Source organism: Pedobacter frigidisoli (assembly GCF_032678525.1).
Taxonomy (GTDB): Bacteria; Bacteroidota; Bacteroidia; order Sphingobacteriales; family Sphingobacteriaceae; genus Pedobacter; species Pedobacter frigidisoli_A.
Window position 1 is genome coordinate 146,707 of record NZ_JAVTSE010000009.1, and the last position, 13,673, is coordinate 160,379.

11 protein-coding genes are annotated in these 13,673 nt (G+C 38.6%); 9 read left to right on the forward strand and 2 right to left on the reverse strand.

Annotated elements, in window-relative coordinates; translation table 11 throughout:
• Window positions 1-118: 118 nt before the first annotated feature.
• Complete coding sequence (gene gpmI, locus R2Q80_RS20240) at window positions 119-1,642, forward strand: 2,3-bisphosphoglycerate-independent phosphoglycerate mutase (RefSeq protein ID WP_316801349.1); 1,524 nt, start codon at window positions 119-121, stop codon at window positions 1,640-1,642.
• Entirely contained in the window at window positions 1,642-2,172 is a 531-nt protein-coding gene (locus tag R2Q80_RS20245) for a hypothetical protein (protein ID WP_316801350.1), read from the forward strand. Before gpmI ends, R2Q80_RS20245 begins: the two co-directional genes overlap by 1 nt.
• 53 nt (window positions 2,173-2,225) lie before the next feature.
• Here R2Q80_RS20245 and R2Q80_RS20250 read toward each other — a convergent pair whose 3' ends face one another.
• Window positions 2,226-2,846 carry a tetratricopeptide repeat protein gene (locus R2Q80_RS20250; protein WP_316801351.1) on the reverse strand — a complete coding sequence of 207 codons (621 nt, stop codon included), beginning with the start codon at window positions 2,844-2,846 and terminating at the stop codon, window positions 2,226-2,228.
• 305 nt (window positions 2,847-3,151) lie between these two features.
• Here R2Q80_RS20250 and lon point away from each other — a divergent pair, with 305 nt between their 5' ends.
• Together lon and R2Q80_RS20260 are read left to right on the forward strand one after the other, a co-directional pair.
• A complete protein-coding gene (lon, locus tag R2Q80_RS20255; RefSeq protein WP_316801352.1) occupies window positions 3,152-5,623 on the forward strand; it encodes an endopeptidase La in 2,472 nt (823 codons plus the stop codon).
• 79 nt (window positions 5,624-5,702) lie between these two features.
• Window positions 5,703-6,650, forward strand: a complete 948-nt coding sequence (locus tag R2Q80_RS20260; protein ID WP_316801353.1) for a lipid A deacylase LpxR family protein — start codon at window positions 5,703-5,705, stop codon at window positions 6,648-6,650.
• Between the two features lie 43 nt (window positions 6,651-6,693).
• Here the strand turns inward: R2Q80_RS20260 and arfB are convergent, their stop codons facing one another.
• Window positions 6,694-7,104 carry an alternative ribosome rescue aminoacyl-tRNA hydrolase ArfB gene (arfB, locus tag R2Q80_RS20265; protein WP_316801354.1) on the reverse strand — a complete coding sequence of 137 codons (411 nt, stop codon included), beginning with the start codon at window positions 7,102-7,104 and terminating at the stop codon, window positions 6,694-6,696.
• Between the two features lie 72 nt (window positions 7,105-7,176).
• Here arfB and cmk point away from each other — a divergent pair, with 72 nt between their 5' ends.
• The 5 genes from cmk to rpsA all read left to right on the forward strand — a co-directional run bounded on the left by cmk (window position 7,177) and on the right by rpsA (window position 13,639).
• Window positions 7,177-7,860, forward strand: a complete 684-nt coding sequence (cmk, locus tag R2Q80_RS20270) for a (d)CMP kinase (RefSeq protein WP_316801355.1) — start codon at window positions 7,177-7,179, stop codon at window positions 7,858-7,860.
• Between the two features lie 62 nt (window positions 7,861-7,922).
• The gene (locus R2Q80_RS20275) at window positions 7,923-8,753 is read left to right on the forward strand and encodes a DUF1080 domain-containing protein (RefSeq protein ID WP_316801356.1); all 831 of its coding nucleotides are present in this window, start codon (window positions 7,923-7,925) and stop codon (window positions 8,751-8,753) included.
• 54 nt (window positions 8,754-8,807) lie between these two features.
• Window positions 8,808-10,301, forward strand: coding sequence for a TPM domain-containing protein (locus R2Q80_RS20280; RefSeq protein ID WP_316801357.1), 1,494 nt, complete (start codon window positions 8,808-8,810; stop codon window positions 10,299-10,301).
• A gap of 124 nt (window positions 10,302-10,425) precedes the next feature.
• Window positions 10,426-11,418, forward strand: a complete 993-nt coding sequence (locus tag R2Q80_RS20285; protein WP_316801358.1) for an SH3 domain-containing protein — start codon at window positions 10,426-10,428, stop codon at window positions 11,416-11,418.
• 286 nt (window positions 11,419-11,704) lie between these two features.
• Window positions 11,705-13,639, forward strand: coding sequence for a 30S ribosomal protein S1 (gene rpsA, locus R2Q80_RS20290; protein WP_316801359.1), 1,935 nt, complete (start codon window positions 11,705-11,707; stop codon window positions 13,637-13,639).
• Window positions 13,640-13,673: the final 34 nt, after the last annotated feature.

Consider the following 13,673-nt stretch of genomic DNA (forward strand, 5'->3'; position numbering starts at 1 on the left):
AAAAAAGGAATATTAATTTATTTAAGCATCAAGAAAGCTATATTTGCCTTATTAATAAAAGCAAGAACAAGACTTTTGCAGATTTGTTTTTAAGCTGTTCAATTATTTTTTTAAGAAGATGACAAACAATAAAAAACTCGCACTTATAATTTTAGATGGCTGGGGATATGGCAGGAAAGATCAATCTGATGCTGCTTATGCTGCCAATACACCTTTTTTTGATTCCTTGTTACAGCAATACCCAAACTCAAAACTGGAAGCCTCAGGCGAGGCAGTAGGTTTACCAGCGGGCCAGATGGGTAACTCTGAAGTTGGACACATGAATTTAGGTGCAGGTAGGGTTGTTTATCAGGAACTTGGAAGAATAAACAAATCCATTGCAGATAGAGAATTACATACTAACCCGGTTTTGCTGGCTGCTTTTGACTATGCAAAACAAAATAATAAAGCTGTTCATTTCATTGGTTTGGTTTCAAATGGTGGTGTACATGCGCACATTGAACACTTAAAAGCCTTGTGTGATGCTGCTACTGAAGCTAATGTAGAAAAAACTTATGTGCATGCATTTCTGGATGGCCGTGATACTGATCCTAATTCGGGATTGGGTTTTATTGATGATCTTCAAAATCACATAAAAAACGGAAATGCAAAACTGGCTACGTTGGTGGGTCGGTACTATGCTATGGATCGCGACAACCGATGGGAACGTGTTAAGCAAGCCTATGATGTAATGGTGAATGGTGTAGGTGAAAAAACCCAGGATGCCCTGGCTACCATTCAAAAATCATATACCGATGGGATAACAGATGAGTTTCTCAAACCAGTAGTATTAACTGATGCCAATGGCAACGCTATTGCCACGATTCAGAACGATGACGTAGTGATTTGTTTTAACTTCCGTACCGACAGAGGAAGGGAAATTACCACTGCGCTAACACAAAAGGATTTCCCTGAGCAACATATGCACAGACTTCCGTTATACTATGTTACCATGACTACTTATGACGAGAGTTTTGAGAAAGTAAATGTTGTTTTTACAAAAGATGATTTAACCAAAACAATTGGTGAAGTTTTATCTTTAAACAACAAAAATCAAATCCGTATTGCTGAAACTGAAAAATATCCTCACGTGACATTCTTTTTTTCAGGTGGAAGAGAGACAGAATTTAACAACGAAAAGCGGATTTTAATTCCTTCGCCAAAAGTTGCGACCTATGACCTGCAACCCGAAATGAGTGCTGCAGGAATTACCGAAGCCATAACTGCAGAGATGGAAACACGCTGGGCTGACTTTATTTGTTTGAATTTTGCTAACCCGGATATGGTTGGACACACCGGGGTTTTTGAAGCTGTAATTAGAGCGGTAGAAACTGCAGATAAATGTGCTGAAACAGTTGTAAAAAAAGGACTGGAAAACGGATATTCATTTATTTTACTGGCCGATCACGGTAACTCTGAATATATGGTAAATGCAGATGGTTCAGTAAACACCGCACACACGACCAATCTGGTACCGTGTATCCTCATTGACAATGACTACAAATCGATTGCTGATGGAAAACTGGGAGATATTGCCCCTACTATCTTGAAAATACTAGGTGTTGCCATTCCTGAAGAAATGACAGGAAATGTTCTGGTATAATGATTAGAAAACTCTTAATACTTGCATTGGCATTCGGATTCACCTCTTGTAATCAGGAGAGGGAAACCAACGCTAATGCAAGGTTATCCTATTTTGATGTTAAAGGTTTTTTCAGCAAAGAAATTAACCGCTTACGCTTGAGCAACCCAATCGTTGAAAAAACTGTTTCAGTAAATGGTGTTTCGGAAAACAGGAAAATCAAAATTGCCGATTGGGAAAAAGAACTGGCTGTATTTACAAATGCAGATATTAACAAAGCTTCATGGCAGGGCGAATTTAAGGTAACTGTAGATCATCAGTTAACCATTTACAGCTCTGCCAATAAAAAGATTCCGGTAAAGAAAATTTTAATCACACATCAGCAGGCTAAGGTTGCTAAGATTGAAATTATTGTGGAGAATAAAAACATTTTGTTTCAGTCAGTTGATACGCTGAGGTATGCGCCAGGCCTTTTTTACGAAATTAAAAAACTCCAGAAAATACGATTCCTTAAACAGAAATCATACCACATTGTCGGTAAGCTGGAATAAAAAAAGGAGTCCCGAGGGATCAGGACTCCTTTTTTTTAATGTTATAATTGCCGTTACTTCATACTCGCAATCTGTGCTTTATCGTAAGTAATCCAGTCGATAATATCTTTTCTTAATGGCTGCATGGTTAATACCTTCTGAAAATCTGCAATTGAATTATTAAATAATGCTACACAAGCTAACTTTTCTTCTTTCTTCTTAGCCTTATACGACCTGAAAATAGCATAATCTTTGTAAGCGATTGCTCTGTTTTGCAACATCTGTGAATCTTCATCACCTGTGATTTCGATCGATTTCGAAAAATCTTTCAAGGCAGCGGTATAAAAATTCTCCCTCAAACTGTTCAGTGATTCTTTTGGGTCGTTAGCAATATTTAACCTGGCTTTGCCACGGTAATAGTATGCCGAAACTTCAGAGGGCTTAATATTAATTAAACGGCTGTAAGTTGAAATACATTTTTCATATTCCCCGTTCTGAAAGTACGAGTAACCCAGCATCTGTAAAATTTTAGCATTATCGGGTGTTTTGGTATCGGCTTTTTCTAGTTGAGTAACAGCAGATTTGTAATCACCGTTCATCATTGCCTGCATACTCTTCTCATAATTTCCTTGTGCAAATGTGCTTGTAGATGAAAAAATGATTAAGCCCAGGATAGCCCTTTTAAAATAGTTCATGTAATGGATAATAGTTTTATAAATTTATACCTAATGGTTGAAATTTTTTGCAATATAATCGTATTCTTATAAATTAAAAGTTTTTAATTTTCATTAACGCAAAACCAATCCCGCTAAACAATAGCAATAACGTTAAAAAACCGTTTATATGATAGAGGCACAAATATTTAAATTATTCTGCCGTTTTAACATAACATTAATGTAATTTCCACTTTGGCACAAGAGTTGAAATTGTGAGTAGAGAAACAAAACTAAAAATGTGAAGGCGACAGCACTGCCAGTTTGTCGTTTGAGGAAACGTGATAATGAGTAAACAAGATATATTTGATTTCCATTCAGCAATGCCCATAATAAACGAGGATACCGAATTTTTCCCATTAATGTCTCAACAGGACGAAGATGAAATGAACAATGAGGAAACCCCTGAAACATTGGCCATATTGCCTTTGCGGAATACCGTACTTTTTCCTGGTGTAGTTATCCCAATAACTGTTGGAAGAGATAAATCAATAAAATTAATTAAAGAAGCTTACAAAGGAAATAAAATTATTGGGGTAGTATCTCAAAAGGATGTTTCTATAGAAGATCCTACATTTGAGCAACTTAACACTGTGGGCACCGTTGCCAATATTGTGAAGTTATTGCAAATGCCGGATGGCAATACCACTGTTATTATACAAGGCAAACAACGTTTCAGCTTAATTGAGGAAGTACAAAATGAGCCTTATATCAAAGCAGTTGTTAAAAAGTTTGAGGAACAGAAACATAAAACGGATAAGGAGTTTAAAGCACTTATTGCCTCAATCCGTGAGATGTCTGCCCAGATTATTCAGCTCTCGCCTAATATCCCTAGCGAAGCCAGTATTGCATTAAAAAATATCGAAAGCAATTCTTTTCTGATCAACTTTATATCGTCGAATATGAATGCCGAAATGGCCGATAAGCAAAAAATCCTTGAAATGGATAAATTGCAGGATCGCGCTCAGAAGGTAATGGAGCTTTTGATGATTGAATTGCAGATGCTGGAACTGAGAAATCAGATTCAGTCGAAAGTGAGAACCGATTTAGACAAACAGCAGAGAGATTATTTCCTGAATCAGCAGTTAAAAACTATTCAGGAAGAATTAGGTGGAAACTCTGCCGACCTGGAATTCGATGCCTTGCAAGAAAAGGCTAAACTTAAAAAATGGTCGAAAGAGGTTTATGCCCATTTTGATAAAGAACTCGACAAACTGGGCAGGATGAATCCTGCAGCCCCTGATTATTCCGTTCAGTTGAATTATCTTGAGCTTTTACTGGATTTGCCCTGGAGTGAGTTTACCAAAGATAACTTCGACTTAAAGCGTGCTCAGCGGATCCTGGATAAGGATCATTTCGGCCTGGAAAAAGTGAAACAAAGAATCATTGAGTATTTAGCTGTTTTAAAGCTAAAACGCAATATGAAAGCGCCTATTTTGTGTCTTGTAGGCCCTCCGGGAGTTGGTAAAACTTCACTTGGAAAGTCAGTTGCGAAAGCATTGGGACGCAAGTACGTGAGAATGGCCCTGGGTGGCATTCGTGATGAGGCCGAAATTCGCGGTCACCGTAAAACCTATATCGGCGCAATGCCTGGTCGGATCATTTCGTCAATCAAAAAAGCAGGTGCTGATAATCCGGTTTTTGTTTTGGATGAAATCGACAAAGTAGGAACTGATCACAGAGGTGATCCCTCTTCTGCACTTTTAGAAGTACTGGATCCGGAACAGAACAATGCTTTTTATGATCATTATGTGGAAATGGATTATGATTTATCCAATATCTTATTTATTGCCACTGCAAACTCATTAAGCACCATACAACCCGCTTTACTGGATCGTATGGAAGTTATTGAGGTAAACGGATATACGATTGAAGAAAAGATTGAAATCGCAAAGAAATATCTTTTACCTAAACAGAAAGAAAATCACGGTTTACAGTCAAAGGATATTAATTTGAAGCCTGCATTAATCGAAAAGGTAATTGAAGATTATACCAGGGAATCAGGTGTGCGTGGTTTGGAAAAACGGATAGGTTCAATTGTTCGTGGTGTGGCAACGAAAATTGCGATGGAGGAAAGCTATGAAGCTACCCTAACCCCGGCAGACATAGAACGTATTTTAGGTGCACCCATCTACGACAAAGATCTGTATGAGGGGAATGAGGTTGCGGGTGTGGTTACTGGTTTAGCGTGGACAAGCGTTGGTGGTGATATTTTATTTATCGAAGCCAGTTTAAGTCCGGGAAAAGGAAAATTAACTTTAACGGGTAACCTGGGTGATGTGATGAAGGAATCGGCAGTAATTGCCCTGGCATATCTCCGGGCGCATGCAGCAGAATTCGGCATTGACTATTCTTTATTTGATAACTGGGATGTGCATGTACACGTTCCTGCAGGCGCCACGCCTAAGGATGGCCCTTCTGCAGGCATAACCATGTTAACTGCGCTTACTTCAGCATTTACACAGCGTAAAGTTAAACAACACCTGGCCATGACGGGTGAGATTACTTTAAGGGGAAAAGTTCTTCCTGTTGGTGGAATTAAAGAGAAGATATTGGCAGCAAAACGCGCTAATATCAAGGAAATCATATTGTGCAAAAGCAATAGAAAAGATATTCTGGAAATTAAGAAAAGCTACATCAAAGACCTGCAATTTCATTATGTAAGTGAAATGAGCGAAGTTATTGATATGGCACTAACTAAAAACAAGGTTAAAAAACCACTGGATTTGACGATAAAGATCAAGCCCATCGTTAACTAATTTGTAATCTTTTGGTTTTTAAATCAAATATTCAATTACAATAAATACATTTATAGCCCGGATAAATCCGGGCTTTTTTATGAAATCTTTCTTTACTACGGCATTTTTATGCTTTGTGTTTCTATCTGGCTTTAGCCAGTCATTTAAAAACGAATACGGCTTTAAAACAGAGAATGATGCCTATCTGGCAACATTGAATGATCGCTACTACACCAATGGCTTGTTTATATATTTCAGAAGGGCTTTAAATTCTGAGAAATTTTCTGAACAGATAGAGAAGAAAACTTATGAAATATCGGCAGGGCAAAAAATGTATACCCCCTATTGGGGTCAGGTACCGAAAAAAGAAAATCAGGACCGCCCCTTTGCCGGCTATTTATACGCGGGTGCGGCGTATTCCATATTTTACAAAAATGAGAGCGTTCTGAAAACAAGCGTAGAAATCGGAACCGTTGGTCCCAATTCACTCGCTCAGGATGCACAGGAATTACTACATCGAACCGTTGGCTTTTATACCCCGGCAGGCTGGGAATATCAGATCAAAAATGAATTAGCTGTTAACCTGGCTGCAACTTACAGCAAACTCTTTATTCGTTCAAACGATCAGGTAGTTGACCTCAGCGGTCAGGGATATGCAAATATCGGCACAACGTTTTCAGGTCTTGGCGCATCAGCATTGTTGAGGGCAGGCAGACTAAATCAGCTTTTTAACAGTACCACATATAACGCTGTGATCGGTAATGCCAAAACAGCCAGTTTAAATAAATCGGAGTTTTTTGTTTACGCTAAACCACAACTCAATTTCGTTGCTTACGATGCAACCATTCAAGGTAGCCTGTTTAATAACAACAGTCCCTTAACATTTGGAGTTAAGCCCATCGTTTTTGAACAGCAATTTGGTGTAAATTATAGTTCCAGACGGTTTACTATAGATTTCAATATCATCTTCAAAACAAAAGAAATCAAGAGTGTTGCCCAGGCACAAAATTATGGCGGCCTGAGTTTATACTACAGGTTTGGGAAATAATTTGAATGATTAAACTCGGGAGAAGGTTTATTTCAACTGCAGACTAATCAACTTGGGGCTTTCTTCTCGCCTCTTTTCTCAACGAGTTGACCGATTTATTCTTTAATCGGCTTTCAATGACTCCTTTAGGAATCCTGGTTGGCTTTCTTTTCCTGTCAACTTTAAGCGATTTTTTAAACAAGTCGATTAATTTAGCAATGGTTTTCTCTTTATTCAAGAGCTGGCTCCTATCTTCCTGAGAAACAATATGCAGCAAACCATCAGTATCCAACCTGTTTGCTAACCTAACCTTCAGTAACGTTTTTTCATTGTCATCAAAAAAAGAAGCATTTTCAATATTAAAAACCAACTCCACTTTACTGGAAACTTTATTTACGTTTTGCCCACCTTTCCCACCGCTCCTGGAGGTTTTGAATATCACTGACCTTAAAATTTCTTCTCTCGTGGGTAACATGTCACAAAAGTATGAAGAATAGTAATCTAAAAAAATTTAATAAGTTCACCGCCTTTTCTACCTTTGTACACAATGAAGAAAAACTTGGTTATAGCTATTGATGGCTATTCATCTTGCGGGAAAAGCACATTAGCAAAGGCACTGGCTAAAAAATTAGGTTTCATTTATGTAGATAGCGGCGCCATGTACCGCGCGGTAACCCTATATTTTTTGCGGAACCATATTGAGGTAAACAGTGATGAAGCGGTAACCGATGCATTGCAACATATTGAACTGAATTTCCACTCACGTGACTACGAATCGCACATCACCCTGAACGGTGAAGAAGTTTCTGATGAAATCCGTTTAATGCCCGTATCTGAAAATGTGAGTGAAGTTTCTGCCCATAAAATCGTTCGCCATGAAATGGTAAAACAGCAGCAACGCATGGGGAAATCCAAAAACATTGTGATGGATGGCAGGGATATAGGAACTACTGTTTTTCCTGATGCTCCTCTAAAACTTTTCATGACGGCCGATCCGAAAATCAGGGCTGAACGCAGATTTAAGGAGCTGGAAAGTAAAGGAAATAACGAAACTATGCTGGAAGAGGTTTTTGAAAACCTTGCACACCGTGACTATGCCGACACTACACGGAAAGAAAGTCCACTAGTAAGGGCTGATGATGCAATTATTCTGGATAACACCAACCTGACTCAGAAAGAACAACTGGAATTTGCATTAGAAAGGGTAACACCGCTATTACCCCATTCATAAAAGTTTAAATACAGGGTTTAATTTAAATTTCCTATTTTTAGCTGCTAACCAATCAGGCAACCATGAAATTTAAACACACATCTGCTCTATTTATATTTTTTGCATTTATTTCGCTTAATACCAGCGCCCAAAAAGGCTGGATCAATCTTTTCAACGGAAAGGATTTAAAGGATTGGAATGTCAAAATATCCAAACATGAATACAAAGATAATTATGCCTATACCTTTCGCGCAGAAAATGGTTTAATGAAAGTGAGTTATGATGGTTATCAGGAATTTGATAAACAATATGGTCACATCTTTTATAAAAAGGCTTTCTCTTACTACTTGTTAAAGGTTACCTACCGTTTTATTGGTGATCAGGCTAAAGGCGGTGAAGGATGGGCAACCCGTAACAGTGGTGCGATGTTGCATTGCCAGGATCCGGCAACCATGCTAAAAGACCAGGATTTTCCCATTTCGATTGAAGGACAAATTCTGGGTGGTGATGGCGAACACGAACGACACACAAGCAATGTATGTACACCCGGAACTTTAATTAATTACAAGGGTGAACTATTTACACCACATTGTCTCGATTCGCAGTCAAAAACCTATGCAGGCGACCAATGGGTAACAGCAGAATTTCTGGTACTTGGAGATTCAGTGATTAAACATATCATAGATAACGAGGTAGTGCTGGAATATACCAGGCCTCAGATTGGTGGTGGAAATGTTTCTAACTACGACCCAAAAGTCAAAACCGATGGTAAAGCACTCAAATCCGGTTATATTTCTCTGCAAAGTGAAAGCCATCCGATAGAATTTAAAGCTGTACAACTTTTCGACCTTGCGCCTTATGCAAAAGACAAGAGAAAACTCGACACGGTTATTGATCGCATTTTGAAGGAATAAACGGTACTGTATTTGCACGGAGAATTTAATCTAATCGTTAAATGATCATCTACAATGCACCACCAACATCTCTCAAAAGCTCTTTTTATTTTCCTACTTGTTATTTTTTCCGCACCGTTACTTGCTCAAAAAGCTTACTCTGTAGCTGAGATACCAGATCCGAAGAAAACCGACGGAGGCTGGGTGAGTAACCCCGACGGGATACTTAGCGCCGGAGATGTTGCAAGTATTAACGACACCATTTCGAGCTTTGAACGAAAAACAAACGTTCAGGTAGCGGTGGTAATTGTTAATGATTTTGATCCAGATCAGGAAGATTTTGATTTTGCCTATACGCTTTTTAATACCTGGGGAATAGGACAAAAAACCAGTAATAATGGAGTACTGCTCTTTATTGCCAAAGATCGGAGGAAATATCGCTTTATCACCGGCACCGGCGCTGAAGGCTTATTACCGGATGTAAAACTCAAACACATTGCCGAACAAAACCTCCATCCTGCCTTCAGAAAAAACGACTATGGCACAGGCATTATCAATACCCTTAATGCCATGGGCACCATCATCCTGAATCCGGAAAACAAATCTGAACTCAATCAGTTTTTTACCCAGCGTGGTTATAACAGTAACCTGGAAAAGGTCTGGCTTCCTGCTATTGCTATTTGTCTCGCATTCTTCGGATTGTTTAAATTGTTGGGGCGATATCCGGCGAAGCAAGTCAAACCAGGCAAAGGAAATAAAATTTTACAGCAGTCAGCCCCGAACATAGGCTGCGTAGTGATAATCTTTACCGCCATTTTTGTGGGCATCATATCTATTGTCGCAGGTGGGTTCGGTTGGTTTAAAAACATTTCACTCTCAAGCCTACCATATATTTTAGCAACTATTTTTAGCATTTGTCTATTTTTCCGCTATCTTTTTTTAATTGAGCACATCAGAAGTTCATATCATGATGATGAAAACTTTTCAAATGCAGTAACCTCTTTTCATAAAAAATACGGATGGATGATCCTCTTTTGTCCACTGATCATTTTTGTGATCATCCGTCAGTTCTTCCGCAAAGCTGAAGGAAATAAACGTTTTAAACCGGTATTGGACAGCCGACAGCAGCCTATGCTTCGTTTAAACAGAGAAGAGAATATTGAAGGTACGCCATTTTTAACAAAAGGGCAGCGAAAAGAGGAAATGGTGAAAGCGTATGATTATGATATCTGGCAAAGCGTTGATCAGAAGGAGCATATCATAAAACCATGGCCCGCGGAAAAACATAATCACTTTGCCGCTTGCCCATCCTGCGGATTCAGAACTTATGAAACCGATAAGCAGGTAACTGTGAAAGCTGCAACATACAGTCACGATGGGCAGGCAAAACGGGTTAACGAATGTAGTTTTTGCAAACATGTCGAATTTATCCGTTGGGTAACCCTCACGATGCTGGTAAGAGAAAGTTCAGGAAGCTCATCAGGTTCGTCATCGTCTGGCAGTTCATCATCCTCAAGCAGTTGGGGTGGCGGAAGCAGCAGCGGAGGTGGCAGTGGCGGAAGCTGGTAGCTTAACAATCGCATGGGTTATACCCTATCATTTAAATTATTTCCTAATTTTGGCACAGTAGCACGATGTTTGCTCTTAATGTCGTTGCAATTTTATTATAACTGCCTGCAGAAATCCTATAACTATGATCAGATTTTTTCTCTTATTACTTGTCTTTTTTATATTCTCAAACCGTATAAATGCTCAGGATAACTACCGGGTTACTGCTGATAAGCTAAGGGTTAGGGCAACGAGCGACCAGAAAAGCAAGGTGATAACCACGCTTTCCCAAAACGAAAAAATCATGGTCTTGGATGCCAGCAATGCTAAGTTTTATAAAGTAAAATTGAAAAATGGCGAAGGTTGGGTAAGTAAAGACTTTCTGGAAAAGGTTGCTCCCGCTGCACCTGCCAGCCCCGCCCCAAACCAAACTAACACGCCCGCAGCAGCAACAAATACCGCACAAGCAACGTCAGCAAATGCTGATCTTTATCGCGTTACTGCAGATGATTTACGGGTTAGGGAGAAAGCAGACCCAAAAAGTAAAATTGTCGGATACCTGCCTAAAGACGAAAATGTAGCAGTTATCGACTCTTCCAGTGCAAGCTTCTTCAAAATCAAAGTGACCAATGGTGAAGGCTGGGTAAGCAAAGAATTTCTGGTTAGAATTTCTCCGGTAAAAACAGCCCCAGAAAAAACAACTGTTGAGGCTTCCGTTCCTCAAACCAAAACTGATTACACAGCAATAATTTTTATTGTTGTTGTTGCGCTCATCCTTTTTACCATCCTTTATTTTTCGCTGAAATATGCCAGCAGTAATAAATTTATTATTGGCTTTTCGGTAGTTGTAATTCTGGTGGTAGGCTACTTATGCTATATCACTTTTGTACAGCAAAAAGTGGTAACCGGAAGTTTCGCCAGTAGTGAGGATGTGCAGTACAAAACCTTCGATTTTAAATCTAAAGATTCTGTTACCGTTTCCGATGCTTATAATGACTCGACATTTACCTCCAAATACGTAATCGACGGCGATATGATCAAGTTGTACGATCAGCAAAATACCATTATGCTGCTGATCAGAGATGAAAAAACACTGATTGGAGAAGGTTTCACCAGGGGAACGTTTGCAAAGAAATAACGGATAACAGGCTATATTGTTCTACCATTAGTGCTGACGCTGATAATGGCAGGATTCTCATCACGACTTATACGTTTAATACTTACTGCTAATTATTTTAAGTGTTGCTGCTCGCCACATTACTGCTATTTCATCTGGAAATCCCGGTAATCCCCATTAAACGGATAATGCGCTTTATTATAATCCATTAAAAATCAGCAACATTTATTAAAAAAATCTTTTCTATTAATTAAAATATTTTTACCTTTGCAGTCCCTAAATAGGGAAAAAAGGAGATAATTAATTAATGGCTAAAAAACAAGTAGCAGAAAAAGAATTAGCAGCTAAAACAGCTGAGCTTCAGGGAGAAGGCGGACGCCTGACTGAAAAAGAAACTATTGAGTCAGAAGCTGATTCAGTTTCGATCGAATCGATCAAATCATCATTAGCAACACCAACGGAAGATTTCGATTGGGATGCAGATGAAAAAGTTTTCGGTAATTACAATGACGCAGACCGTAAAAAGTTTGAAGATATGTATGCCGGAACATTTAACCAGATCACTAAAGGTGAAATCATCAGCGGTATCGTTGTTTCAATCAACAGCAAAGATGTAGTATTAAACGTAGGTTTTAAATCTGACGGTTTAGTTTCGACTTCAGAGTTCCGTGATACACCAGATCTAAAAATCGGCGATTCAGTTGACGTTTTCGTTGAAGCACCAGAAGATGCTAACGGTCAATTGATCCTATCTCGCAAAAGAGCTAAAACCCAAAGATCATGGGAAGCAATTAACGAGGCTCTTGAAAATGATAGAATCATCAATGGTTTTGTTAAGAGCCGTACTAAAGGTGGTTTAATCGTTGATATCATGGGCGTTGAAGCTTTCTTACCAGGATCTCAGATTGATATTAAACCTATCCGCGATTACGATGTATACGTGGGTAAAACAATGGAATTCAAAGTTGTTAAAATTAACCATGAGTTTAAAAACGTTGTAGTTTCTCATAAAGTGTTAATCGAAGACGATTTAGAGTCACAAAAAGTAGAAATCGTTTCTAAATTAGAAAAAGGTCAGGTACTTGAAGGTACGGTTAAAAACATTACAGATTTCGGTGTATTCATCGATTTAGGAGGTGTTGACGGTTTACTTCACATCACTGATATTTCTTGGGGCCGCATAGAGCATCCAAAAGAAGTATTATCATTAGATGAAAAAATCAACGTTGTTGTTTTAGATTTCGATGATGAGAAAAAACGTATCGCTTTAGGCTTAAAACAATTAACTCCACACCCTTGGGAAAACCTAAGTACTGACATTCAGGTTGGTTCTAAAGTAAAAGGAAAAATCGTAACTGTTGCAGATTACGGTGCTTTCTTAGAAATCATCCCAGGTGTTGAAGGCTTAATCCACGTTTCTGAAATGAGCTGGTCACAAAACTTGAGAAATCCACAGGAATTCTTAAAAGTTGGTGATGAGATCGAGGCTGAAGTTTTAACTTTAGACAGAGACGAACGCAAAATGAGCTTAGGTATTAAACAACTATCTAACGATCCATGGCAAGAAGTTGCTGCTAAATTCCCAGTTGGAAGCAAGCACCAGGCAACTGTTAAAAACATGACTAACTTCGGCGTTTTCGTTGAAATCGAAGAAGGTATCGATGGTTTAATCCACATTTCTGACTTATCATGGTCTAAAAAAGTAAACCACCCTAATGAATTCACTAAAGTTGGTGATGTATTAGACGTAGTTGTTTTAGAATTAGATGTTGATAACCGTAAATTAAGCTTAGGTCACAAACAATTAGAAGAAAACCCTTGGGATACTTTTGAAACTATCTTCACTTTAGATTCAGTTCACCAGGGTACAGTTGTTAAAGTAACTGATAAAGGTGCTGTTATTGCTTTACCATACGGTGTAGAAGGTTTCGTACCAACTAAACACATGGTTAAAGAAGATGGTACTTCAGTTAAAGCTGAAGAAACTAACGACTTCAAAATCATCGAGTTTAACAAAGAAGCTAAACGCATCGTTGTTTCACACGCACGTATCTGGGAAGAAGTTAAAGCTGAGGCTGTAGCAGAAGAAAGAAATGCTAAGAAAAAAGAAGCTAAAGCTGCTGTAACTGCGGTTAAAAAAGTTAAAGATTCAGTAGAGAAATCTACTTTAGGAGACTTAGACGTATTGGCTCAATTGAAATCGCAATTAGAAGGCGAAGAAAGCAAAGCTAAAAAAGGCTAGTTCTTTTTAACTAAATATATTAATCCCGATAGCG